The organism is Pseudomonas sp. G7(2022), from assembly GCF_052660475.1.
On the sequence record NZ_CP109659.1, the window covers coordinates 4,948,945 to 4,971,087 of the forward strand.

The window sequence follows — 22,143 nt, forward strand, 5'->3', positions numbered from 1 at the left end:
GTCAGCGTCAGGTCATCCCTTTGTGAAAAAATCGTCGCGTAAACCCACAAACTATTTCAAGGTTATACAGGTTTCGTTCAGGTTGGCAGCTTTTTCGTGCCATTGGGGAGGGATTGGTGTTTGCCCAGATCTACCTCGAAACGGCAGCCATTGGGCTCCATCGTACTCAAAGTAACGCTCCAGCCCTGGTTTTCACAGATGCGCTGCACCAATGACAACCCGAGGCCAAGGCCTTCTCCGCGTTTTTCGTTGCCGCGCACGAACGGCTTGAACATCTCCTCGCGCTTCTCCTCGGGAATGCCTACGCCCGAGTCCTCGACCACGAAGCCGTTGTCATTGAGCGCCAACCGAATGAACCCCTGCTCGGTGTAGTGCAGGGCATTGCGCAGCAGGTTCCCCATCACGGCATTGAGCAATGTGGCGTTGTAAAGAGTGTCCGGCGGGTTGCCCGGCTCGAAAATCAGCTTCAGGCCCTTGGACTCGATCGGCTCGCGCCACACGCCCAACAGATTGTCCGCCACCTGACCGAGACTGTGCCTAGGTGCGGCCCCCGCATCTTCGCGCTGGGCACGGGCCAGCATCAGGAAGGTCTGCACCAGTTCGCGCATTTCTTCGCTGGCACGGGCAATCCGTTCGACCTGAGCGCGGCCGCGCTGATCGATGCCCGGGTTTTCCAGCAGCAGTTCACAGGAACTGGCCAATACCATCAACGGCGTGCGCAGCTCGTGGCTGACGTCACTGGTGAAGAGCCGCTCGCGAGTCAAGGCCTGGCGCAGACGGCCCAGCGTCGCATCGAAGGCCACCGCCAGTTCACCCACTTCATCGGCGGCGTAGTCCGGCGCCAGCGGCGGTGCCAGCCCCAGCAACTGATCGCGGTGACGCACCTGACGTGCCAGCCGGACCACCGGCGCCATCACTTTGCGCGCCAGTACCCAGCCAAGAAATACCGCCAGGGCGAGGCTCAGCACGAAGCCCACCAGTACCACGGCGAACAGCACGCGCTCACGCTCTTCGAAATCGCTCTGATCCTGTAGCAACACGTAGCGCCGACCGTCGACGATTTCGACCATCGCGTGATACGACAGCTGTTCGCGGAAGACTTCGTGGAACCCCGAATCCAGGTGCCGCAGATCCTTGGGCAGCTCGAAATCCCCCGGGCCGCCGCTGAAATAGAACAACTGGTCCGGCTCCGGCCGATGGCTCCAGTCCGAAACGTTGTCCATCAGCAACAGGCGCTGCAGGTCGCCGCCCAATCCAGCGGAAATCAGTTTTTCTTCCACCAGGTGCACGGTCGCGACAATGCCCATGGCGAATGCCCCTGCCACCAGTGCGCTCATCAGTGCGAAAGCGATGATGATCCGCTGGGCAAGGCTCTGCTTAAACTCCATCGCGGCCCTCGGCCAGGCGATAACCTACGCCATGTACGGTGTGCAGCAACGGTTTGGCGAACGGTTTGTCGATCACCTGACGCAACTGGTGGACATGACTGCGCAGGCTGTCGCTGTCCGGACAATCATCGCCCCACAGGGCTTCTTCAAGAATTTCCCGACGCAGGACGTGCGGGCTCTTCTGCATCAGTACCGCAAGCAGTTTCAGGCCGACCGGGTTGAGCTTGAGCAGTTTGCCTTCGCGGGTGACTTCAAGGGTGTCGAGGTCGTAGCTCAGGTCGCCGACCTGCAGGGAACGGCGCCCGCCGCCCTGGGTGCGGCGCATCACTGCCTCGATTCGCGCCGCCAGCTCCGACAATGCGAAAGGTTTGACCAGATAGTCGTCGGCCCCGGACTTGAAACCCTGCAAGCGGTCATCGAGCTGATCGCGGGCGGTGAGCATGATCACCGGCGTGTCGCGACGGGCGTCTTCGCGCAGGCGTTTGCACAGGGTGTAGCCGTCGATGCCCGGCAACATGATGTCGAGCACGATCAGGTCATAGTGCTCGGTGGCGGCCAGATGCAGGCCCGACAGACCGTCCTGGGCGCAATCGACGGTGTAGCCCTTCAGGCCCAGGTAATCGGCCAGGTTGGCCAGGATATCGCGGTTGTCTTCAACCAATAGAATTCGCATGGGCACCTCTTCCGTACACAGTAACGGCCGTCATGGCCCGCGCAGCTTAAGGCCTGTCTCGGCTCAGGGCTAGGGTTGGCGCCCCGACAGATGAAATTGCCCGGACGAAATAAATCTTTAACAAAGTTTTCACTATCGATTCACAACCTGATTACAGTGGCGCCGCGAAACTCCCGCACCATTGATAAAAGGAAAAGAACACAATGGGTTCTCTCAAGACAGCGCCGATGCGCTATCTGTTGTTGGTCACCGGCGCCTGGCTGGTGGTGTTTCTCCTCACCCGCATCGCACTGCTGCTGACTCATCTGGATGAGGCCGGCGGCGGGGCGTTGTCCGTGTTCGGTATCGGCCTGATCTACGATCTGGGCTTTCTCGCCTATGCCGCCTTGCCGTTGGGCCTGTACCTGTTGCTGTGCCCGCAGGCCCTGTGGCGTCGTCGCGGTCACCGCTGGTTCCTTCAGGGACTGCTGACGGTCAGCCTGTACGCCATGCTGTTTACGGCGGTGGCCGAGTGGCTGTTCTGGGATGAGTTCGGGGTTCGCTTCAATTTCATCGCCGTCGATTATCTGGTGTATTCCGACGAAGTGCTGAACAACGTGCTGGAGTCCTACCCGATCGGCAAGTTGCTCAGCATCCTGGCAGTGCTGGCCATCGTGTTGAGTTTCGCGCTGCGCAAACCGTTCAACGCAGCGCTGGATGCACCGCTGCCGCCATTGCGCGGGCGTCTGCTCAATGCACTGGCTCTGCTGGTGGTCGCGGGTCTGAGCCTGCAACTGATCAGCCAGGACGCACCGCGCGCCCAGGGCGGCAACGCCTATCAGAACGAACTGGCGAGCAACGGCCCTTATCAGTTCTTCGCCGCGTTCCGTAACAACGAGCTGGACTACAGCCAGTTCTACAAGAGCCTGCCAGCGGACAAAGTCGCCGGTCAGATTCGAGCCGAGCTGAACGAGCCCAATGCCCGTTTCGTCGGCAAGGATCCTCAGGACATCCGTCGCGATATCGACAACCCGGGCGTCACCCGCAAACCGAACATCGTGCTGGTGACCATCGAGAGCCTCAGCGCCAAGTACCTGGGCAGCAACGGTGACGGCCGCAACCTGACGCCGAACCTCGACGCCTTGCGCAAGCAGAGTCTGTACTTCAACAATTTCTACGCCACCGGCACGCGCACCGACCGGGGTCTGGAAGCCATTACCCTGGCCATTCCACCGACGCCGGGCCGTTCCATCGTCAAGCGCATCGGTCGCGAGAGCGGTTTTGCCAGCCTTGGCCAGCAATTGAGCGCCGTCGGCTATGACAGCGTGTTCGTCTACGGTGGCCGTGGCTACTTCGACAACATGAACGCGTTCTTCAGTGGCAACGGCTATCGCGTTGTCGACCAGAGCAGCGTCGACGAGTCGGAGATTCACTTCAAGAATGCGTGGGGCATGGCCGACGAGGATCTGTACAAACAGACGCTGAAGCTGGCGGACGCCGACTACGCCAAGCAGCAGCCTTTCCTGCTTCAGCTGATGACCACCTCCAACCATCGCCCGTACACCTATCCGGAAAACCGCATCGACATCAAATCGGGCAACGGTCGTGATGGTGCGGTGAAGTACACCGACTACGCCATCGGTCAGTTCCTGGAGCAGGCGCGGCAGAAACCGTGGTTCGACAACACGATCTTCATCTTCGTCGCCGACCATACTGCCGGCAGCGCGGGCAAGGAAGACCTGCCGATCACCAACTACCAGATCCCGCTGTTCATCTATGCACCGAAGCTGATCGAGCCACGGGAGAACGCGCAACTGGCCAGCCAGATCGACCTCGCGCCGACCCTGTTGGGGTTGTTGAACCTGGATTACCAATCGACGTTCTTCGGCCGCAACCTGCTGGCGGACAACCCGCTGCCACCTCGGGTGGTGGTGGGCAACTATCAGCATCTGGGGCTGTTCGACGGCAAGGATCTGGCGATCCTCAGCCCACGCCAGGGCCTGCGCCGGCATGACGATGCGCTGACCGAAAGCCGCGAGTCCCGGGTCGGCAGCGACGACCCGATGGTCAGTCGCGCCATCACGTATTACCAAACCGCCAGTTATGGCTTCAAGCAACAGCTGCTTGGCTGGAAAGCACCCAAGGAGGGTGCCGAGCAAGTCAGCGATCGTTAATCGAGGCGCCCCGGACTGATGCTCCGGGGCGTTTTCCCGTTCAGGATCCCTCATGTCATCAAATGTTGTACGTCCCGCCCCTCGCCCGCTGAACTTCTGGCTTTGCCTGGGAATTCCCGCCGTCGCCGCCACCCTTCTGGTACTGCTCGAACTGACCGATCTGGACATGAATCTGGCGCGAATGTTCTACGACCCCGCCGCCGGCGACTTCATCGGGCGCCACAGTTACTTTCTGGAAAACATCCTTCACGACCGCGCCAAGCAGGTGGTGATCGCGTTTTCAGTGTTCGCCGTCATCGGTTTCATCGGCGCGTTTTTCATCGACCGGATCAAACCCTACAAGCGTGAACTGGGCTGCCTGGTGCTGTCCCTTGGCCTGGCGACCTCATTCGTGACACCGATGAAAGCTGTGACTGCCGTGCAGTGCCCATGGAGCCTTGAGCAATTCGGCGGTCATGAAACCTACAGCAAACTGCTGGAACATCGCCCGCCTACCGACAAGCCCGGCCGCTGCTGGCCCGGTGGTCATGCGGCAACGGGGTTCACCCTGTTTGCGCTGTTCTTCGTGCTGCGTGATCGTCGCCCGCGACTGGCGCGGCAGGCGTTCATCTTTGCCTTTGCGCTGGGTTCGGTGTTTTCGATCAGCCGGATGATGCAGGGCGCACACTTCTTTTCCCACAACGTGTGGACGGCGATCTTCTGCTGGCTGATCTGCCTGGGGTCGTATTACTGGGTGCTGTATCGCCCGACCGTCAAAGCAGAAGCGGCCATGAAGGCACAACCGGTAAACGCCTGATGACTTGAAGGCCGGACAACAAAATCAGGGCAATAAAAAAAACCCGTCTGCTCTCGCAGACGGGGTTTTTCGTTACAGGGGTAAGGCTGGCTTACATCATGCCGCCCATGCCACCCATGCCGCCCATGTCTGGCATACCGCCGCCAGTAGCACCGTCTTTCTTCGGTGCGTCAGCAACAGCGGCTTCGGTGGTCAGGATCAGACCGCCGATGGACGCTGCGGCTTGCAGAGCCGAACGGGTCACCTTGGTTGGGTCCAGGATGCCCATTTCGATCATGTCGCCGTATTCGCCGGAAGCAGCGTTGTAACCGAAGTTACCTTTGCCGTTTTTGACTTCGTTGACGACTACGCTTGGCTCGTCACCGGAGTTGGCAGCGATCTGACGCAGCGGCGCTTCAACAGCGCGACGCAGCACAGCGATACCGACGTTCTGGTCAGCGTTGTCGCCGGTCAGTTCGGTCAGGGCTTCCAGAGCACGGATCAGCGCAACGCCACCGCCAGGTACCACGCCTTCTTCAACGGCTGCACGGGTTGCGTGCAGGGCGTCTTCAACGCGGGCTTTCTTCTCTTTCATTTCGACTTCGGAACCGGCGCCAACCTTGATCACTGCAACGCCGCCGGACAGCTTGGCCAGACGCTCTTGCAGTTTTTCACGGTCGTAGTCCGAGGAAGTTTCGGCAACCTGGGCACGGATCTGAGCGATGCGGGCTTCGATGTCGCCTTGAACGCCAGCACCGTCAACGATGATGGTGTTTTCCTTGGACAGGGTGACGCGCTTGGCGTTGCCCAGGTGTTCCAGGGTGGTGCTTTCCAGGCTCAGGCCGATCTCTTCGGAGATCACGGTACCGCCGGTCAGAACGGCGATGTCCTGCAGCATGGCCTTGCGACGGTCGCCGAAGCCTGGAGCCTTGACGGCTGCGACTTTAACGATGCCACGCATGTTGTTCACAACCAGAGTCGCCAGGGCTTCGCCTTCAACGTCTTCGGCCACGATCAGCAGTGGACGGCCGGCTTTGGCAACGGCTTCCAGTACTGGCAGCATTTCGCGGATGTTCGAGATCTTCTTGTCGACCAGCAGGATCAGCGGGCCGTCGAGCTCGGCGACCATGGTGTCCGGCTTGTTGACGAAGTACGGAGACAGGTAACCACGGTCGAACTGCATGCCTTCTACAACCGACAGTTCGTTTTCCAGGCCCGAGCCTTCCTCAACGGTGATCACGCCTTCTTTACCGACTTTCTCCATGGCTTCGGCAATGATGTCGCCGATGGAGTTGTCGGAGTTGGCGGAGATGGTGCCAACCTGAGCGATGGCCTTGGTGTCAGCGCATGGCTTGGACAGGGCTTTGAGCTCTTTGACGATCGCGATGGTCGCTTTGTCGATACCGCGTTTCAGGTCCATCGGGTTCATGCCGGCAGCGACGGCTTTCAGGCCTTCGTTGACGATCGACTGAGCCAGAACAGTAGCGGTGGTAGTACCGTCACCGGCGTCATCGTTGGCACGGGAGGCAACGTCTTTGACCAGCTGCGCGCCCATGTTTTCGAAGCGATCTTCGAGTTCGATTTCTTTGGCGACGGACACGCCGTCCTTGGTGATGGTCGGAGCGCCGAAGCTCTTCTCGAGGATCACGTTACGGCCTTTCGGGCCCAGGGTTGCTTTTACCGCGTCAGCCAGAACGTTGACGCCTTTGAGCATTTTGGAGCGAGCGGCATCGCCGAATTTAACTTCTTTAGCAGCCATGATCGATATTCCTTAAATACTTTGTAGTAGCGGGAAAATGAACGGGGGTAATCAGCCTTCGATAACGGCGAGGATTTCGTTCTCGCTCATTACCAGCAGGTCTTCGCCGTCGACTTTCACAGTGTTGCTGCCGGAGTACGGACCGAACACAACCTTGTCGCCTACCTTCACGGACAGTGCGCGCACTTCACCGCTTTCCAGTGCCTTGCCCGGGCCTACAGCCAGAATCTCACCGTGGTTGGCTTTTTCAGCAGCCGAACCTGGCAGGACGATACCGCCAGCGGTTTTCTTTTCTTCTTCGCTGCGACGGATGACGACGCGGTCATGCAGAGGACGAAGCTTCATTGTCGATCTCTCCTAATTGTGGTTTTCATCGGCCGGTGTAGTCCCGGCGGGTTTAACGAATCCGGCCTGCGCCGGTTGCGGTTCGTCGAGCGAGCCGCGGAAGTCTGTCCGGTTCAAATACCGGAAACCTTTCGGTGACCGATACATAAGGGCGCATAAGCTTATTACAAGGGCAGGCCCAAAATTTTTTCATCGCGGCTTGTCATAAGCGCGGCCGTAAACGAACACGGCACCCGAAGGTGCCGTGTGAGTGAGGAGGTCAGTGGGTGTCGCGGTGTTCGAACTCGCCTTCGATCACATCGCCTTCGCGGCCCAGAGGCTGGCGCGGTGCGGGACCGCCGCGAGGTTGCAGGTCATCGGCGAACGCACGCTGACGCATGGCCTGTTCTTCGGCGCGCTGGCGCATCTTGTTGGCGAACAGGCGTCGGCTGAACGGCAACAGCAGCACCAGACCGACCACATCGCTGATGAAGCCCGGCAGGATCAACAGGCCACCGGCCAGGGCCAGCATCAGGCCTTCGAGCATGGTTTGCGCAGGCAGCTCGCCGCGGTTCAGGCTTTCACGGGCACGCAGGGCGGTTGCCAGTCCGGCGATACGCAGCACAAATACGCCGAACATCGAGCCGAGAATGATCAGCAGCAGGGCCGGGAAAAATCCGATCGATCCTGCCACTTTGACGAATACGAACAGCTCCAACACCGGGAACAGCAGAAAGAGCAACAAAAAAGGGCGCATCAAAGTTTCCTCAACGCAAGAAATGCCTTGCAGTAAGCCTTAGATGACGTCGCCCTTTCGTGAATTCAAGCGTCGGCCACCGCATTTTTTGGCCAGACCTCGGCGTGAGCCAGAGAAACCAAGGCTTCGCGCACTTGTATCGGCGTGTGACAAGGCGCTTGAAACGGCAGCCAGTACAGCGCCTGACCGATGCGCAGATGCATGCCTTCAGTGTCGATCCCGGCCATTTGTGCCGGAACGGTTTTCGGCAGCCCGGCGAGGTCGACGTAATGCGCGATGGCCTTGGCGTGGTCGCTGTTCATGTGCTCGACCATGCTGATCTCGGCCTTGCCGGCGAACGGGTTGGCCAGGGTCAAGTGATCAATCCAGTGGATTGCGCCGAAACCGCCGATGTAACGATGGCGCACCGGTTTGAGCACCCAGAAATCGAAGTCATGGGCCTTGTGGTAATTCTGCGAATCGGGGAAATAACGGTAGTAGCGCTCGGCGGCAGCTTCGATGGCTGCGGCGTCTTCGAGCTTTTCCGCTTCGGCCAGATAGGTCAGGCGACCAACGGCTTGCACATCGTCAGCCTCGCGCTCACCCACCAGCAGCGAACATTTCGGATCTTTCTGCAGGTTGTGAGTGTGCTGGGCGATACGGCTGATCAGGATCAGCGGCCGGCCCTGCTCGTCCAGGCAGTAGGGAACCACGGAGCCAAACGGAAAACCGGGCATTGATTTTGAGTGGGTCGACAGCACGCCACGGTATTCCTTGAGAAGCAATTCTCGGGCATTCTTAGCCGCTTCAACGCTCAATTTATGACTCCTTAAATAGAATCCGTCGAAAAAACGGACGGGCAACCTGGATACGTCCCGGTCGCCATCGGGGCAGTTCTCATGTGCAGCCAGGCCATGTCGGGCGCAGATCGAGAGGCTCTCTAAAGGACACCACTCTTACCTGCTCTCGGGGGCATGCGAATGCAACTCAACGACAAAGTAATCATTATCACTGGCGGTTGCCAAGGTTTGGGCCGCTCGATGGCCGAGTATTTCGCAGGCAAGGGCGCGAAGCTGGCGCTGGTCGACCTGAACCAGGAAAAACTCGATGACGCCGTCGCGGCCTGCAAGGCCAAGGGTGTCGAGGCGCGCAGCTATCTGTGCAACGTCGCCAACGAAGAGCAGGTGACACACATGGTTGCCCAGGTCGCCGAAGACTTCGGCGCGATCCACGGCCTGATCAACAACGCCGGGATCCTGCGCGACGGCCTGCTGCTCAAGGTCAAGGACGGCGAGATGACCAAGATGAGCCTGGCCCAGTGGCAGGCGGTGATCGACGTCAACCTGACCGGCGTGTTCCTCTGCACCCGTGAAGTGGCGGCGAAAATGGTCGAGCTGAAGAACAGCGGCGCGATCATCAACATCTCGTCGATCTCCCGCGCGGGCAACGTCGGCCAGACCAACTACTCCGCCGCCAAGGCCGGCGTCGCGGCGGCGACGGTGACCTGGGCCAAGGAACTGGCGCGCTACGGCATTCGCGTGGCGGGCATTGCACCGGGCTTCATCGAAACCGAGATGACCCTGGGCATGAAGCCCGAAGCACTGGAGAAAATGACCTCAGGCATTCCGCTCAAGCGCATGGGCAAGCCGGAAGAGATCGCCCATTCGGCGGCGTACATCTTCGAGAACGACTACTACACCGGCCGGATTCTGGAGATGGATGGCGGGTTGCGCATCTGACCTGTGTCGCGCAATGAAAAACGCCCCGGTGCACAGGCACCGGGGCGTTTTGTTTAAACCACAGGCATCAATCGTCGCTGATAGTGATGTTCGGCATCGCCGGCGAAGCCGCTTCCTGCAACACGATCCGCGCACCGACGTGGCGGGCCAGTTCCTGATAGACCATGGCGATCTGGCTGTCCGGCTCGGCAATCACCGTCGGTTTGCCGCCATCGGCCTGTTCGCGGATCAGCATCGACAGCGGCAACGAGGCCAGCAGTTCGACGCCGAACTGGGTCGCCAGCTTCTCGCCACCGCCCTCACCGAACAGATGCTCGGCATGCCCGCAGTTCGAGCAGATGTGCACCGCCATGTTCTCCACCACGCCCAGCACCGGAATGTTGACCTTGCGGAACATCTCCACGCCTTTGCGCGCATCGAGCAGCGCCAGATCCTGCGGCGTGGTGACGATCACCGCGCCGGCCACCGGCACTTTCTGCGCCAGGGTCAGCTGAATGTCGCCGGTGCCTGGCGGCATGTCGATGATCAGGTAATCCAGGTCGCCCCAGGCAGTTTGCGTCACCAGTTGCAGCAGCGCCCCGGAGACCATCGGCCCGCGCCAGACCATCGGCGTGTTGTCGTCGGTCAGGAAGGCCATCGACATCACTTCGACGCCATGGGCCTGAAGCGGCACAAACCACTTCTGGTCCTTGATCTGCGGGCGGGTGCCCTCGGGGATGCCGAACATGATGCCCTGGCTCGGGCCGTAGATATCGGCGTCGAGAATCCCGACCTTCGCACCTTCACGGGCCAGCGCCAGGGCCAGGTTGGCGGCGGTGGTGGATTTGCCCACACCGCCCTTGCCGGATGCCACTGCAACCACGTTCTTGACGTTGGCCAGCCCCGGAATCTGAGCCTGGGCCTTGTGCGCGGCGATCACGCTGTTGACTTCGACCTTGGCCGACACCACGCCATCGAGGTTTTCGATGGCCAGTTGCAGCATTTGCGCCCAGCCGCTCTTGAACAGACCGGCGGCATAACCGATTTCCAGCTGCACGCTGACGCGGTCGCCGGCAATTTCGATGTTGCGCACGCAACCGGCGCTGACCGGGTCCCGGTTCAGGTAGGGGTCGGTGTATTGGCTGAGGACGGCTTCCACCGCTGCGCGAGTGACGGCGCTCATGGGCAACTCCGATAACAAGACTGGGAAAAGAAAGATGGCGGGTATCCTACCCCTTCTGTCCTCCGGACGGCATGCCCGGCAACGATTTGCAGGGGTGAAATATCTTTCCCGGCGCTTTATAGTGGCCGACCTCCGTTTCATCAAGTAGCGAAGCCCCACATGTCCGAACCACGCAAGATTCTCGTCACCAGCGCCCTGCCCTACGCCAACGGTTCGATCCACCTTGGCCACATGCTGGAATACATCCAGACCGATATGTGGGTGCGCTTCCAGAAGCATCGCGGCAATCAGTGCATTTATGTCTGCGCCGACGACGCCCACGGTTCGGCGATCATGCTGCGCGCGGAAAAGGAAGGCATCACCCCGGAACAACTGATCGCCAACGTCCAGGCTGAACACAGCGCCGACTTTGCCGAGTTCCTGGTGGACTTCGACAACTTCCACTCCACTCACGCCGAAGAAAACCGTGAGCTGTCGAGCCAGATCTACCTGAAGCTGCGTGACGCCGGGCACATCGCCCAACGTTCGATCACCCAGTATTTCGACCCGGAAAAGAAAATGTTCCTGGCCGACCGCTTCATCAAGGGCACCTGCCCGAAATGCGGCACCGAAGACCAGTACGGCGACAACTGCGAAAAATGCGGCGCGACCTACGCACCGACCGACCTGAAGGATCCGAAGTCGGCCATCTCCGGCGCCACCCCGGTGCTCAAGGATTCCCAGCACTTCTTCTTCAAGTTGCCGGACTTCCAGCAGATGCTGCAGACCTGGACCCGCAGTGGCACTCTGCAGGACGCTGTGGCCAACAAGATCGCCGAATGGCTGGACGCCGGCCTGCAACAGTGGGACATCTCCCGCGATGCGCCGTACTTCGGCTTCGAGATCCCGGGCGAGCCGGGCAAGTATTTCTACGTGTGGCTGGACGCACCGATCGGCTACATGGCCAGCTTCAAGAACCTGTGCAACCGCACGCCGGAGCTGGACTTCGACGCGTTCTGGGGCAAGGACTCCACCGCCGAGCTGTACCACTTCATCGGCAAGGACATCGTCAACTTCCATGCCCTGTTCTGGCCGGCGATGCTCGAAGGCGCGGGTTTCCGCAAACCGACCGGGATCAACGTACACGGCTACCTGACCGTCAACGGTCAGAAGATGTCCAAGTCCCGCGGCACCTTCATCAAGGCCCGTACCTACCTGGATCACCTGTCGCCGGAATACCTGCGCTACTACTACGCGGCCAAACTCGGCCGTGGCGTGGACGACCTCGACCTGAACCTCGAAGACTTCGTGCAGAAGGTCAACTCCGATCTGGTCGGCAAAGTGGTCAACATCGCCAGCCGCTGCGCCGGTTTCATCCAGAAGGGCAACGCCGGCCTGCTGGTGGACAAAAACGCCGCACCGGAACTGACCGACGCATTCCTGGCCGCTGCGCCGAGCATCGCCGACGCCTATGAAGCCCGCGACTTCGCCCGCGCCATGCGTGAAACCATGGCACTGGCCGACCGCGCCAACGCCTGGATCGCCGACAAGGCGCCATGGTCGCTGAACAAACAGGAAGGCAAGCAGGATGAAGTCCAGGCGGTCTGCGCCACGGCGATCAACCTGTTCCGCCAGCTGGTGATCTTCCTCAAACCGGTGCTGCCAGTGCTGGCCGCCGATGCCGAGGCGTTCCTCAACGTCGCCCCGCTGACCTGGAACGACCACACCACCCTGCTGGCCAACCACCAGTTGAACGAATTCAAGCCGTTGATGACCCGCATCGACCCGGTAAAAGTGCAAGCCATGACCGACGCCTCGAAAGAAGACCTGACCGCCAGCCAGACCGACACCGGCGCCGCGCCTGCCGGCAATGGCGAACTGGCCAAGGATCCGCTGTCACCGGAAATCGATTTCGACACCTTCGCCGCCGTCGACCTGCGCGTGGCACTGATCGTCAAGGCCGAACATGTTGAAGGCGCGGACAAGCTGTTGCGTCTGACCCTCGACATCGGTGACGAGCAACGCAACGTGTTCTCCGGAATCAAGAGCGCTTACCCGGATCCGTCGAAACTCGACGGTCGCCTGACCATGATGATCGCCAACCTCAAGCCACGGAAAATGAAGTTCGGCATCTCCGAAGGCATGGTGATGGCAGCCGGCCCTGGCGGTGAAGAAATCTACCTGCTGAGCCCGGACAGCGGCGCCAAGCCGGGTCAGCGCATCAAGTAAGGTTTTGCACTGATCGATCCCACAGGCGTACCCCGTGCGCCTGTGGGATTTTTCATATCTGGCCCACCCGTCATGGCGGCCGGAAAATGCCTAATCTTAAGTGACATCCGCCCGCTCTCACCGGCAGAACCATGACCGAACTCGTGCTTACGCTTTTCAGTGCTGCGCTGATCAACAACTTCGTGTTGCACTGGCCGCTGGGCGTCGATCCGCTGCTGGCCGGCGAACGCCGTCAGGTGCATGCGCTGGGGCTGGCGACGTTGTGTCTGATGTTGATTGTCGGCGTGACGGGTTACGCGATCGGGCATTGGCTGCTGGTGCCATTGCAACTGGAGTTCCTGCGGATGCTTGTGTTCCTGCCGCTGAGCGTGCTGCTGATCGCACCTTTGCTGAAGTTGCTGACGCGATGGCGACCCGATATGCCTTTTGACGGTTTGTGGCCGCTGCTGCTGGGCAACGCGGGTGTGCTGGGGCTGACACTGATCAACGCGCAAGCAGATAAAGGCCTGCTTCATGCGACAGCGCTGAGCCTGGGTGCCGGACTGGGTTTCTGGCTGGTGTTGAGCCTGTTCAGCGATTTGCGTGAGCGCACGGCCGACAACGATATTCCCCTGCCCTTTCGTGGCCTGCCGATCCAGTTGATCGGCGCCGGACTGATGGCCGTGGCTTTTCTCGGATTCAGTGGACTGATCAAAACATGAGTCTGATTCAACGCATCGACGCCTTGCTGCCGCAGACCCAATGTGGCAAGTGCGGCCATCCCGGATGCAAACCCTACGCGGAAGGCATCGCCGCCGGTGAGCCGATCAACAAGTGCCCGCCCGGTGGCGACGAAACCATCGCGGCGCTGGCCGAACTGTTGAAAATCCCGGTGCTGGAACTGGACATCAGCCGTGGTTCGGCGCCACCGCAAGTGGCCTATATCCGCGAAGCCGAATGCATCGGCTGCACCAAGTGCATTCAAGCCTGCCCGATCGACGCCATCGTTGGTGCGGCGAAACTGATGCACACAGTGATCATCGACGAATGCACCGGTTGCGATCTGTGCGTAGCGCCCTGCCCGGTGGACTGCATTGAAATGCACCCGCTGCCGCTGGGCACGCTGCCGGTGGTTGGAGGCCTGGCCAACAGCCTCGAAGAACAACAGGCACGCACCAAAAAGCGCGATCACGCCCGCCTGCGCTTCGAACGGCGCAACGCTCGTCTGCAACGCGAAGAACAGCAGAAACAGGCCGAACGCGAGGCTCGGGCGCAGCGCGCGGCACAGGTTGAAGTTGCGTCCGCCACGCTTGATCCGGTGCAGGCGGCACTGGAGCGGGTGCGTGCTCAGAAAGCCGTAACCGCCGACGCCGCGCTGAAAAAGGCCAAGATCGACGTGGCGATGAGCCGAGCTCAGTTGCACAAGTCGCTGAAAGCCTTCGGTCATCCGCCGACCTTCGAACAGCAGTCGCAACTGATCGTGTTGCAGCAGCAATTCGAAGCCGCCGAACAGGCCCTGACGAAACTGGAAAGCAGCGCCACACCTGCGCCGGCCGTGGCGGCCCCAGCAAAAGACGCCGACCTGAAACGGGCGAAAATCCAGCTGGCGATGCGCCGGGCCGAGCTGAAAAAGGCCCAGACCGCAGAGGCTCCGCCGGAGCAGATTGCAGCACTGGAACAAGCCCTGCGTGACGCCGAACAAGCGTTGCACGACGCCGAAGCCGCGAGCGACCAACCGCTGCCCGACCTTGTGCGCGTGGAGAAACGTCCGATCGACAACCAGCTTCGTCAGCTGAAAACCGAATTGGCCTACGCGCGCGCCGAGCTGAACAAACTGCAACGACGCGAAGGCACTCCAGTCGAAGTCCTCGACAAGGCCCGCACCCGCCTGCAAGAGGCCGAGCGGCAGGTACAAGCCCATGTCATTCATTGAAACCAGAGACGAGCGCCTGCAACAGGCAATGAAGCAGGTTCTGCTGGCGACATTGCCGGGGTTGCTGGCGTTGTTCTGGTTTTACGGCTGGGGCGTGTTGATCAACCTGATCCTGTCCGTCGTCACAGCCTTGAGCGTCGAAGCCGCCGTGACATCTCTGCGCCGGCAACCGCTGCAATCCACATTGACCGATGGCAGCGCAGTGGTCAGCGCCACGCTGCTGGCCATCGCCCTGCCGCCTTACTGCCCGTGGTGGCTGACGGTCACAGCAATCGGCTCAGGCCTGCTGTTGGGCAAACACTTGTACGGTGGCGTGGGCCGAAACCCTTTCAATCCGGCCATGCTCGGTTTTGCCGTGGCGATGGTGATGTTCCCGCAGCCGATGACCCATTGGCCGGCCCATGGGATGGATCTGACGGCGGCTGTTGGCCAGGTGTTCAACCTGGGCACGCAACCGGACGCCTGGGTCCAGGCCACGGCGCTGGACAGCCTGCGTATCAACAAAAGCCTGACTATCGATGAATTGTTTGCCACCCACCCGGCATTCGGCCGTTTCGGTGGACATGGCGTGGAGTGGGTGAACCTGGCGTTTCTCGCCGGTGGACTGTTTCTGCTACAACGCCGGGCGATTGGCTGGCACGCACCGGTCGGCATGCTCGCCAGCCTGTTCATCATCAGCCTGCTGTGCTGGAACGGCTCGGGGTCGGATTCCCATGGCTCGCCACTGTTTCATCTGCTGAGCGGCGCAACCATGCTGGGGGCATTCTTCATCGTCACTGAACCGGTTTCCGGTGCAAAAAGTACCCTCGCTCGCTTGCTGTTCGGCGTGGGCGTCGGCCTGCTGACTTATCTGATTCGTACCTGGGGCGGTTATCCCGACGGCGTGGCGTTCGCGGTGTTGCTGATGAACCTCTGCGTGCCGGCGCTGGAACGCCTTGCCGCTGCCCGTCAGACGCAGGTGACGCCATGAACCGCGCGAGCAGCCTGATGACCTTGGTGCTGCTGGCGACTGCAGGCGTCGGCGTGACTTACATTGTGCAACGCAGCAATGCCTCGCACATCGCCGCCGAACAGCGCCAGCTCGAAAATCGCAAATGGCTGGATGTGCTTTCAGTCGATGCGTACGACAACCAACCTCTGGAACAACCTTTGGCGCTGACTGGCACCGACCTGAGTCACAGCCTGCTGCTGGGCGGTTATCGTGCGACCAAAGCCGGTCAACCCGTGGCGGTGCTGCTCCTCAGCCAGACTGAAGGTTATGCGGGGAGCATCGAGTTGCTGATTGCCATCGATGCCAATGGCCGATTGCTCGGTGTGAAAACCCTTGAGCAATCTGAAACGCCGGCACTGGGCGGGCATATCGGTGACTGGCCAAATAGCTGGTTGCAGGCGTTTATCGGCAAATCCGGCAGCCAACCGACAGATGCCGGATGGGCCTTGAAAAAGGATCAGGGGCAATTCGACCAGATCGCGGGCGCAACCATGACCTCCCGCGCGGCCATCAACGCCATCCACGATGCCCTGCGCTATTTCGATGATCACCGCACGACCCTGCTGGGGAGCGCGCCATGAACACGTCAGCGACACTGTCGAATTCAATGATGCTGGTGCTGTTGATCGGCGCCACCGACGCCGTGGCCGGTGCGCTGGCGACTCTGTTGCTGTTCACCGTTGTGGTGAGCGCGTATGGCTTGTGCATGGCAGCGCTGCGCGTACGCCTGAGCAACGAGAGCCTGTTGCCGGTCAGTCTGGTGCTGGCCGCGACCCTGGCCGGCTGCGCCGATATTCTGCTGCAAAGCGCGTCGGTGCAGTGGCATCAGCAGATCAGCCTGTACACGGGACTGATCGGCCTGCAATGCGTTGTACTGGAACACAATGGATTTTTTCGCCTGCCGATCAATGGAAAACTGAAACTGTGCGGGCTGTTTGCCGCGCTGATGACAGTGCTGGCCGTGTTGCGCGAACTGATCGGTCAGGTCAGCATCGGCCATCATCTGTTTGAACACTGGCAAGGCTTGATCCCGTTTGCCGACGGCCTGCATTTCGCGACGCTGGCGCCTGGCGCCTTCATACTGCTGGGATTGTTGCTCGCTGCCCGTCAGGCCTGGACCCGCCCCGCCCCATCCGAGGAAACGCATCACCCATGAATGCCGCCAAACGCCTGGAGATCTTCCGCAGGTTTCACGAGGACAATCCCGAGCCCAAGACTGAACTGGCCTATTCTTCACCTTTCGAGCTGTTGATTGCGGTGATCCTGTCCGCGCAGTCGACGGATGTCGGGGTGAACAAGGCGACCGCGAAACTGTTCCCGGTAGCCAATACGCCAGCGGCCATTCACGCGTTGGGCGTGGAAGGCTTGTCCGAGTACATCAAGACGATCGGTCTGTATAACAGCAAGGCCAAAAACGTGATCGAGACCTGCCGCCTGCTGATGGAACTGCACGATAGCCAGGTCCCGCAGACACGCGAAGAACTGGAGGCCCTGCCCGGCGTAGGCCGCAAGACCGCCAACGTCGTGCTCAACACGGCTTTTCGTCAGCTGACCATGGCTGTCGATACGCACATTTTCCGGGTAAGCAACCGCACGGGCATTGCCCCGGGCAAAAATGTGGTCGAGGTGGAAAAGAAGTTGATGAAGTTTGTACCAAAAGAGTATCTGCTGGACTCCCACCACTGGCTGATTCTGCACGGGCGCTATGTATGTCTGGCGCGCAAGCCGCGCTGTGGCAGCTGCCGGATCGAAGATCTGTGCGAGTACAAACACAAAACCTCTGACGATTGATCGGCTATTGGATTTATCGATTCGTCGATTGAAAAAATCTTTTTTACCCGTAGCAGGAATATCGATATAAGGAGCGCCAAAGGCAGTCTTAGCCTGGAGTTAACCTTATGACTGACAGCAAAGAACAACTGGACGTAGATGACGACTTCGTCGCTGCAGATGCCGACGACGCCGAGCCTGTGGTCGAAGTCGCCAAGACCAACCTCAGCAAGCGCCGCACCATCGATAACCTGCTCGAGGAGCGCCGACTGCAGAAGCAATTGGCCGATTACGATTTTGATCTGTGACATTTGAAAGCCTCCCGCAACGGAGGCTTTTTATTTTTTGCTGCAAGTCGATACCGATCCGCCCATGATCCCTCGACGGTTGAAGCCGTCAGACCAGCCCATTACGCTGGGCCAGCTCGATCAGATCCACCAGAGAGCGCGCATTGAGTTTCAACAGCAAGCGGGTCTTGTAGGTGCTGACAGTCTTGTTGCTGAGAAACATGCCATCAGCGATTTCCTTGTTGGTCCTGCCCCTTGCCAATTGTTGCAGCACCATCATCTCGCGTCCGGACAGGCGATCAACCATGTCGGCCTCACTGGCATTGCCCAGACTGGTCCGCACAGTATGCAAGGCCTGATTGGGAAAGTAGCTGTATCCGGACAGCACAGCCTTTATTGCGCTGAGCAGTTCGGTCAGATCCTGTTGCTTGCAAACATATCCCGCAGCCCCCGACTGCATGCAGCGCATGGAAAAATGGCCCGGGGCCTGAGAGGTCAGCACCAACACTTTCAAAGGCATCGCGCTCGTCGTCAGACGCGCAATGACTTCCAGTCCATCAAGTTTTGGTATGCCGATATCCAGAATGACAATATCGGGCATCTGGTCGCGGGCCAGTTGTAATGCATCCACTCCATTATCCGTTTCTGCAACGACTTCGTAGCCATGACGTTCCATCAGCATACGCACAGCAAGACGAATGACGGGATGATCATCCACGATCAACACTTTATTCATGGGCAAGTCCAGTTTCGCTGTTCGATTTTTTAGAACCGGCACAATAACGTAGTCGTTTCATGCTTGGCATAGCAAAGTTCCTTTGCACCTGCAGCGAGAGACGCCTCCTACAGGCAATAAAGATTTATCCTACAGAAAAGACTCATAAACGCCCAACAACAGACTAGATTAAATAAGCATTTAAACTTTCCGGACCTGCAATTCAAAAACCGGAAGCAATGAGATCTGCAAAGGGCAGATCAAACAAACAAAAAAACCGAAACAACATACCGATATCCATCCGACTATTTTTAATATAGATACCAGATACCGAACACTGAAATCACTTCGGCCGGACTCTACAAGCAGCGCCAATAACCAACATGACGAGAAAGCCCCTACCCATGAGTAAAGAACATGTTAAAGATCAATCAAAAAATCACCAACCCCATCACCGTCATTGCCATATTCGCTTTCATCTCAGAAACGTCTGCGGCGGTATCCTTGCCATTTCTCGACAATGCCGAACGTGAAATCTATATCTGGTTTTTGATCAGCTTCCCGTTCTATTTACTGTTCCTGTTCTTCATCACTTTGAACTTCAACTATCGTTCCCTGTATGCCCCATCGGACTTCGACAATGACAACAACTTCCTCAAGGCTTTTGAAGATACGGAGCCTCATTCATCCGAAGAACCATCAGATCGGGAAGAGCCGGAAATACATGTAATAAAACTGCCGAAACCCATGAGTACACTGTGCATCGGTTTTATTCGAGGAACGAACGCCGAATCTCAAATAGACTCGATGAAGAAAAAAATTCTGCAACCGATAAAGCACTCACCCAGAATACTCCTCGTTCTGGTCGATGATATGCCAGACACTTTCCCGAAAGAAAACATCATCAAATCGCTCAGACAAGGCAATAAAACAACAGGAACGACATACTGTATTATTTACGACATTCGCTCGCCGAATATCACGGTATCGGGAAAGATTTAAAGTGAGACAGGGGGATGAATATTACTTCAACGCAATATTCGAAGTCATAAAGATGAAAACAGGAACGCTGACCGGCAACGATCAGGTCAACAGAAGGGTATTGCGGCATGGCGGCCTTGTCACAACGACAAGGCCGCCATTTGACGTCAGTTCCGAGGGGCTCAGAACAGCTTGCGGCCTTTGTTGGCAGCAATACGCATGCGCAGCGCGTTGAGCTTGATGAAGCCTGCGGCATCGGCCTGGTTGTAGGCGCCGCCGTCTTCTTCGAAAGTCGCGATGTTGGCGTCGAACAGCGAATCGTCGGACTTGCGGCCGGTCACGATCACGTTGCCCTTGTACAGTTTCAGGCGCACGACGCCGTTCACGTTGACCTGGGAGGCGTCGATCATCTGTTGCAGCATCAGACGCTCAGGGCTCCACCAGTAACCGGTGTAGATCAGGCTGGCGTACTTCGGCATCAACTCGTCTTTCAAGTGAGCGACTTCGCGGTCCAGGGTGATCGATTCAATGGCGCGGTGAGCGCGCAGCATGATGGTGCCGCCCGGGGTTTCGTAGCAGCCACGGGATTTCATGCCGACGTAACGGTTCTCGACGATATCCAGACGGCCGATACCGTGTTGGCCGCCGATCTTGTTCAGGGTCGCCAGTACGGTGGCCGGAGTCATTTCGACGCCGTCCAGCGCGACGATGTCGCCGTTGCGGTAAGTCAGTTCCAGGTACTGCGGGGTGTCGGGAGCCTTCTCCGGGGAGACGGTCCAGCGCCACATGTCTTCTTCGTGCTCGGTCCAGGTGTCTTCCAGCACGCCGCCTTCATAGGAGATGTGCAGCAGGTTGGCGTCCATCGAGTACGGGGATTTCTTCTTGCCGTGGCGCTCGATCGGGATCGCGTGCTTCTCGGCGTAGTCCATCAGTTTCTCGCGGGACAGCAGGTCCCACTCGCGCCAAGGGGCGATCACTTTCACACCAGGCTTGAGCGCGTAGGCACCCAGCTCGAAACGGACCTGGTCGTTGCCCTTGCCGGTCGCGCCGTGGGAAATGGCATCGGCACCGGTTTCGTTGGCGATTTCGATCAGACGTTTGGCGATCAGCGGACGCGCGATGGAAGTACCCAACAGGTACTCGCCTTCGTAAACGGTGTTGGCACGGAACATCGGGAACACGAAGTCACGCACGAATTCTTCGCGCAGGTCGTCGATGTAGATTTCTTTGACGCCCATGGCCTGAGCCTTGGCGCGAGCCGGCTCGACCTCTTCGCCCTGACCCAGGTCAGCGGTGAAGGTCACGACTTCACAGTTATAAGTATCCTGCAGCCACTTGAGGATCACCGAAGTGTCCAGGCCGCCGGAATACGCCAGAACGACCTTGTTTACGTCCGCCATGCCATCACTCCACGGGGTTCTACGGAAAGCCGAGGAGTCTACCGCTCAAACGCGATAATTTACAGAGGCGCGACAGCTTAAGACGACAAAGCGACAGAATCTGTCGAGAGCGCGACGATGACCGGCAGGTCAGGAAGTCGCCGCTGCGTTGGCCGGCGTACTGGCTTGAGGCGCTGGAGCAGTGACCGGGGCCACCCGGGCCAACTTCACGCTGACCCGACGGTTCTTCGCCCGGTTGGCGGCATTGGTGTTGGGGACCAGTGGGTATTGCTCACCGTGGAAACGCACAGTGATCTGCGATTCGGCGATGCCGTTGGCCTTGAAGAAATCGACCACCGCCAGCGCGCGACGGCGCGACAACTCACGATTGGTCAGACGATTGCCGCTGTTGTCGGAGTAGCCATCGAGCTCAATGTGATTGACCGTAGGATCGGCCTTCATGAACTCGAGCATCACTTGCAGTCTGGCTTTCGCGGCAGCGTCCAGATCGGTGCCCTCGCCCGGAAAGCCGACCTGCGAGTTTTTGACCTGATCGAAATTCTGCGGGAGCAGTTTCGCCACACAGGTCTGATAGTCGTTGAACGCCTTGCTGAACTTGACCGGCAGCAGACGCACTTCGGAGACCCGTCCATCCCCGGAGGCACGTCGCACCACCGGGCTGCGACCTTCCAGCAAACCACTGATCAACCCGCCGGCCTGCGACTGCGAACTGTTGAACAGCACGTTGCCGGTGCCAATCCTGACGCTGCCCAGATTGATGTCATTGCGTCCCGGCTGCCAAGGCGCTGCCGCCGCCAGCAAGGTTGCCGAACCGCCGCCCAGCATCGCGTTGTAGGCGTTCAGGCGAAAAATCGCCTGCTCGCCGGCCTTGCGCACGAACTGGCCCGAGCCGAAGTCGGTGATCGGCTGCGTCAGGCGGCATTCGAACTTGTCGCCTTCGACCGTCCACTCAATGTTCTCCAGACGGGTCTGGTAGGTCAGTGCCATCGCGGGAAGACTGGCAAACACACTGAGCAAGACTAAATAACGCTGGCGCACGGGAGGCTCCATTGGCTTCTACAACAAAAAAGACCGATACATACGTGTTTACGGCATACCTATGGGATATCGGACGCTCGTCGCAAAACTTGATAGCGAGTGCCTGCAAGAGTCTTTTCCGGTAGCATTCGC

Annotated in this window: 21 protein-coding genes and 1 pseudogene; 12 read left to right on the top strand and 10 right to left on the bottom strand. The window is 59.2% G+C overall.

The genetic code is table 11. The features are described from left to right. Nucleotides 1–77 precede the first annotated feature (77 nt). Both NE357_RS22660 and colR read right to left on the bottom strand, forming a co-directional pair. The gene (locus NE357_RS22660) at nucleotides 78–1,388 is read right to left on the bottom strand and encodes a sensor histidine kinase (protein ID WP_169431688.1); all 1,311 of its coding nucleotides are present in this window, start codon (nucleotides 1,386–1,388) and stop codon (nucleotides 78–80) included. Further along, nucleotides 1,378–2,061: a two-component system response regulator ColR gene (gene colR / locus NE357_RS22665; RefSeq protein ID WP_085709546.1), complete on the bottom strand. Its 684-nt coding sequence runs from the start codon at nucleotides 2,059–2,061 to the stop codon at nucleotides 1,378–1,380. The genes NE357_RS22660 and colR overlap by 11 nt, the downstream gene beginning before the upstream one ends. Before the next feature lie 203 nt (nucleotides 2,062–2,264). Between colR and NE357_RS22670 the strand changes: the two genes are divergently transcribed. Next, nucleotides 2,265–4,214, top strand: a complete 1,950-nt coding sequence (locus NE357_RS22670) for an LTA synthase family protein (RefSeq protein WP_169431689.1) — start codon at nucleotides 2,265–2,267, stop codon at nucleotides 4,212–4,214. 52 nt (nucleotides 4,215–4,266) lie between these two features. Continuing rightward, nucleotides 4,267–5,010: a phosphatase PAP2 family protein gene (locus NE357_RS22675; protein ID WP_169431690.1), complete on the top strand. Its 744-nt coding sequence runs from the start codon at nucleotides 4,267–4,269 to the stop codon at nucleotides 5,008–5,010. 91 nt (nucleotides 5,011–5,101) lie between these two features. Here the strand turns inward: NE357_RS22675 and groL are convergent, their stop codons facing one another. From groL to NE357_RS22695, 4 genes are all read right to left on the bottom strand, one after another. After that, on the bottom strand, nucleotides 5,102–6,748 hold the full coding sequence (groL, locus tag NE357_RS22680; protein WP_169431691.1) for a chaperonin GroEL: 1,647 nt from the start codon (nucleotides 6,746–6,748) through the stop codon (nucleotides 5,102–5,104). 51 nt (nucleotides 6,749–6,799) lie between these two features. Further along, the gene (locus NE357_RS22685) at nucleotides 6,800–7,093 is read right to left on the bottom strand and encodes a co-chaperone GroES (protein ID WP_011335724.1); all 294 of its coding nucleotides are present in this window, start codon (nucleotides 7,091–7,093) and stop codon (nucleotides 6,800–6,802) included. 259 nt (nucleotides 7,094–7,352) lie between these two features. Further along, the gene (locus tag NE357_RS22690; RefSeq protein WP_169431692.1) at nucleotides 7,353–7,829 is read right to left on the bottom strand and encodes an FxsA family protein; all 477 of its coding nucleotides are present in this window, start codon (nucleotides 7,827–7,829) and stop codon (nucleotides 7,353–7,355) included. Nucleotides 7,830–7,894: 65 nt separating this feature from the next. Then, nucleotides 7,895–8,626 carry a HugZ family pyridoxamine 5'-phosphate oxidase gene (locus NE357_RS22695; protein ID WP_169431693.1) on the bottom strand — a complete coding sequence of 244 codons (732 nt, stop codon included), beginning with the start codon at nucleotides 8,624–8,626 and terminating at the stop codon, nucleotides 7,895–7,897. A 162-nt stretch (nucleotides 8,627–8,788) separates the two neighbouring features. Here NE357_RS22695 and NE357_RS22700 point away from each other — a divergent pair, with 162 nt between their 5' ends. Next, the gene (locus tag NE357_RS22700; protein WP_011335726.1) at nucleotides 8,789–9,547 is read left to right on the top strand and encodes an SDR family oxidoreductase; all 759 of its coding nucleotides are present in this window, start codon (nucleotides 8,789–8,791) and stop codon (nucleotides 9,545–9,547) included. Between the two features lie 67 nt (nucleotides 9,548–9,614). Here NE357_RS22700 and apbC read toward each other — a convergent pair whose 3' ends face one another. Beyond that, nucleotides 9,615–10,709, bottom strand: coding sequence for an iron-sulfur cluster carrier protein ApbC (gene apbC / locus NE357_RS22705; RefSeq protein WP_169431694.1), 1,095 nt, complete (start codon nucleotides 10,707–10,709; stop codon nucleotides 9,615–9,617). A gap of 159 nt (nucleotides 10,710–10,868) precedes the next feature. Between apbC and metG the strand changes: the two genes are divergently transcribed. The 8 genes and pseudogenes from metG to NE357_RS22745 all read left to right on the top strand — a co-directional run bounded on the left by metG (nucleotide 10,869) and on the right by NE357_RS22745 (nucleotide 17,898). Next, nucleotides 10,869–12,917, top strand: a complete 2,049-nt coding sequence (gene metG, locus NE357_RS22710; RefSeq protein ID WP_169431695.1) for a methionine--tRNA ligase — start codon at nucleotides 10,869–10,871, stop codon at nucleotides 12,915–12,917. 131 nt (nucleotides 12,918–13,048) lie between these two features. Continuing rightward, nucleotides 13,049–13,618, top strand: coding sequence for an electron transport complex protein RnfA (locus NE357_RS22715; RefSeq protein ID WP_169431696.1), 570 nt, complete (start codon nucleotides 13,049–13,051; stop codon nucleotides 13,616–13,618). Nucleotides 13,619–13,635: 17 nt separating this feature from the next. Next, nucleotides 13,636–14,010, top strand: a pseudogene (rsxB, locus tag NE357_RS22720) (electron transport complex subunit RsxB); the annotation flags it as partial. Nucleotides 14,011–14,815: 805 nt separating this feature from the next. After that, the gene (locus NE357_RS22725; protein ID WP_169431698.1) at nucleotides 14,816–15,799 is read left to right on the top strand and encodes an RnfABCDGE type electron transport complex subunit D; all 984 of its coding nucleotides are present in this window, start codon (nucleotides 14,816–14,818) and stop codon (nucleotides 15,797–15,799) included. After that, nucleotides 15,796–16,401, top strand: coding sequence for an RnfABCDGE type electron transport complex subunit G (locus NE357_RS22730; RefSeq protein ID WP_169431699.1), 606 nt, complete (start codon nucleotides 15,796–15,798; stop codon nucleotides 16,399–16,401). Before NE357_RS22725 ends, NE357_RS22730 begins: the two co-directional genes overlap by 4 nt. After that, entirely contained in the window at nucleotides 16,398–16,976 is a 579-nt protein-coding gene (locus NE357_RS22735) for an Rnf-Nqr domain containing protein (RefSeq protein ID WP_169431700.1), read from the top strand. Before NE357_RS22730 ends, NE357_RS22735 begins: the two co-directional genes overlap by 4 nt. After that, a complete protein-coding gene (nth, locus tag NE357_RS22740; RefSeq protein ID WP_169431701.1) occupies nucleotides 16,973–17,611 on the top strand; it encodes an endonuclease III in 639 nt (212 codons plus the stop codon). The genes NE357_RS22735 and nth overlap by 4 nt, the downstream gene beginning before the upstream one ends. Nucleotides 17,612–17,718: 107 nt before the next feature. Further along, entirely contained in the window at nucleotides 17,719–17,898 is a 180-nt protein-coding gene (locus NE357_RS22745) for a PA3496 family putative envelope integrity protein (RefSeq protein ID WP_169431702.1), read from the top strand. 88 nt (nucleotides 17,899–17,986) lie between these two features. Here NE357_RS22745 and NE357_RS22750 read toward each other — a convergent pair whose 3' ends face one another. Continuing rightward, entirely contained in the window at nucleotides 17,987–18,613 is a 627-nt protein-coding gene (locus NE357_RS22750; protein WP_169431703.1) for a response regulator transcription factor, read from the bottom strand. Between the two features lie 396 nt (nucleotides 18,614–19,009). Here NE357_RS22750 and NE357_RS22755 point away from each other — a divergent pair, with 396 nt between their 5' ends. Next, a complete protein-coding gene (locus tag NE357_RS22755) occupies nucleotides 19,010–19,594 on the top strand; it encodes a hypothetical protein (RefSeq protein ID WP_169431704.1) in 585 nt (194 codons plus the stop codon). 161 nt (nucleotides 19,595–19,755) lie between these two features. Here NE357_RS22755 and NE357_RS22760 read toward each other — a convergent pair whose 3' ends face one another. Both NE357_RS22760 and NE357_RS22765 read right to left on the bottom strand, forming a co-directional pair. After that, nucleotides 19,756–20,973 carry an argininosuccinate synthase gene (locus NE357_RS22760; protein ID WP_007963976.1) on the bottom strand — a complete coding sequence of 406 codons (1,218 nt, stop codon included), beginning with the start codon at nucleotides 20,971–20,973 and terminating at the stop codon, nucleotides 19,756–19,758. Nucleotides 20,974–21,102: 129 nt separating this feature from the next. Further along, nucleotides 21,103–22,011, bottom strand: a complete 909-nt coding sequence (locus NE357_RS22765) for a flagellar protein MotY (protein ID WP_169431705.1) — start codon at nucleotides 22,009–22,011, stop codon at nucleotides 21,103–21,105. Nucleotides 22,012–22,143 lie beyond the last annotated feature (132 nt).

Excerpts from the sequence above, each read along its gene's own strand:
- NE357_RS22725 (WP_169431698.1), top strand. The coding sequence starts at position 14,816 with ATGTCATTCATTGAAACCAGAGACGAGCGCCTGCAACAGGCAATGAAG.
- NE357_RS22700 (WP_011335726.1), top strand. The coding sequence starts at position 8,789 with ATGCAACTCAACGACAAAGTAATCATTATCACTGGCGGTTGCCAAGGT.
- groL (WP_169431691.1), bottom strand. The coding sequence starts at position 6,748 with ATGGCTGCTAAAGAAGTTAAATTCGGCGATGCCGCTCGCTCCAAAATG.
- NE357_RS22690 (WP_169431692.1), bottom strand. The coding sequence starts at position 7,829 with ATGCGCCCTTTTTTGTTGCTCTTTCTGCTGTTCCCGGTGTTGGAGCTG.
- NE357_RS22735 (WP_169431700.1), top strand. The coding sequence starts at position 16,398 with ATGAACACGTCAGCGACACTGTCGAATTCAATGATGCTGGTGCTGTTG.
- NE357_RS22755 (WP_169431704.1), top strand. The coding sequence starts at position 19,010 with ATGTTAAAGATCAATCAAAAAATCACCAACCCCATCACCGTCATTGCC.
- NE357_RS22715 (WP_169431696.1), top strand. The coding sequence starts at position 13,049 with ATGACCGAACTCGTGCTTACGCTTTTCAGTGCTGCGCTGATCAACAAC.
- colR (WP_085709546.1), bottom strand. The coding sequence starts at position 2,061 with ATGCGAATTCTATTGGTTGAAGACAACCGCGATATCCTGGCCAACCTG.
- NE357_RS22750 (WP_169431703.1), bottom strand. The coding sequence starts at position 18,613 with ATGAATAAAGTGTTGATCGTGGATGATCATCCCGTCATTCGTCTTGCT.
- nth (WP_169431701.1), top strand. The coding sequence starts at position 16,973 with ATGAATGCCGCCAAACGCCTGGAGATCTTCCGCAGGTTTCACGAGGAC.
- apbC (WP_169431694.1), bottom strand. The coding sequence starts at position 10,709 with ATGAGCGCCGTCACTCGCGCAGCGGTGGAAGCCGTCCTCAGCCAATAC.
- NE357_RS22730 (WP_169431699.1), top strand. The coding sequence starts at position 15,796 with ATGAACCGCGCGAGCAGCCTGATGACCTTGGTGCTGCTGGCGACTGCA.
- NE357_RS22760 (WP_007963976.1), bottom strand. The coding sequence starts at position 20,973 with ATGGCGGACGTAAACAAGGTCGTTCTGGCGTATTCCGGCGGCCTGGAC.
- NE357_RS22675 (WP_169431690.1), top strand. The coding sequence starts at position 4,267 with ATGTCATCAAATGTTGTACGTCCCGCCCCTCGCCCGCTGAACTTCTGG.
- metG (WP_169431695.1), top strand. The coding sequence starts at position 10,869 with ATGTCCGAACCACGCAAGATTCTCGTCACCAGCGCCCTGCCCTACGCC.
- NE357_RS22670 (WP_169431689.1), top strand. The coding sequence starts at position 2,265 with ATGGGTTCTCTCAAGACAGCGCCGATGCGCTATCTGTTGTTGGTCACC.
- NE357_RS22685 (WP_011335724.1), bottom strand. The coding sequence starts at position 7,093 with ATGAAGCTTCGTCCTCTGCATGACCGCGTCGTCATCCGTCGCAGCGAA.
- NE357_RS22745 (WP_169431702.1), top strand. The coding sequence starts at position 17,719 with ATGACTGACAGCAAAGAACAACTGGACGTAGATGACGACTTCGTCGCT.
- NE357_RS22660 (WP_169431688.1), bottom strand. The coding sequence starts at position 1,388 with ATGGAGTTTAAGCAGAGCCTTGCCCAGCGGATCATCATCGCTTTCGCA.